The organism is Luteimonas huabeiensis HB2, from assembly GCF_000559025.1.
Taxonomy (GTDB): domain Bacteria; phylum Pseudomonadota; class Gammaproteobacteria; order Xanthomonadales; family Xanthomonadaceae; genus Luteimonas; species Luteimonas huabeiensis.
In genome coordinates, this window is the sequence record NZ_JAAN01000054.1 from 1 (window position 1) to 988 (window position 988).

1 protein-coding gene and 1 pseudogene are annotated in these 988 nt (G+C 61.3%); both read right to left on the bottom strand.

The window, feature by feature from the left end; translation table 11 throughout:
• The coding region (locus Z164_RS21070) for a zeta toxin family protein (protein ID WP_201769624.1) at window positions 1-603 on the bottom strand (603 nt) is incomplete at its 3' end.
• Window positions 600-988 (bottom strand): annotated as a pseudogene (locus Z164_RS22195) (hypothetical protein); the annotation flags it as partial. The gene Z164_RS21070 and the pseudogene Z164_RS22195, both read right to left, overlap by 4 nt.

The following is a 988-nucleotide window of genomic DNA, read 5'->3' on the forward strand; positions in this document are numbered from 1 at the left end:
CAGCCTGGCATCGCGCGCTTCCTCCAGCGCCGTGCCGGGTGGGCGCGCGTCGATGCGGCTGTCGTACAGCTGCGTGCCTTCGCGATCGAACAGGCGGATGGGCACGTCGGTGCGGGCGTGAATGGTGTCGAGGCTGGAGGGGAGCTTGTCGTGGACGTGATCGCGCACGCTCGCAGGGACGTAGCGGCCGTGGCCATCGGCGTCCAAGCCTCTGCTGAATCGTTCATCCACCCCCAATTCGCTTTCCAGCTTCGGCGAGGCCATTACGCGGACCTCGACCTCGTAGCCCTTGGCTTGCAGGTCGCGGATCAGCTCCGAAGACCACTCGCCGTTACTCAAGTAGGGGTGGGTGCGACGGAAGTCGTTGACGCGAGGGTGGTAGTCGCGGAGTGCGTCGGGGTCGATCACGACGACATCGTTGGCCAATTCGGATCTGGCGGATCTGACCAGGCCGCCTTTACCAGAGCCGGGCTGCCCGCCAAGAAGAATGGCGCGTGGCCGCTCGTGGGAATTCGCTTCGGAAAGGCGGCTTTTGGGTACTATGGTGTCCTCGAGCACGCGAGCATGGGTGGCCTGATCCAGGGCCGTGTCGGGAGTATTCATTCGAATTCTTCCTTGTACTTACGGAAGTAGTTCCACAGCTCGTCCAGATCGCTCATCCCGTTGTTGATGGATGCCGCGTCGAGCATCAGGGATTTCTTTTCCTTGGCCTTCTCGATTGCTTCGGGATTTCCGGTTCCCTCGGCGGCATTGAGTTCGTCAATGGATTCGGAGACAAAAGTGCTTAAGCGCCCTTCAAGTGCCCATATGGCTACCTCGAAGGGAGGGGTTGCGGCCGAAGGTTTCGTCACGACGGTATTCAAAGCCTCCTGCAGCCGCTCGATGTGCTCCGGATAGTCCTTGAGTATGTCCCGCAGCCTCTGCGGAACGGGCGGCGGTGGAAGTGCGGTCATCGGTGTGGTTCCTGCGGGTTCGGATGATGGTTTCG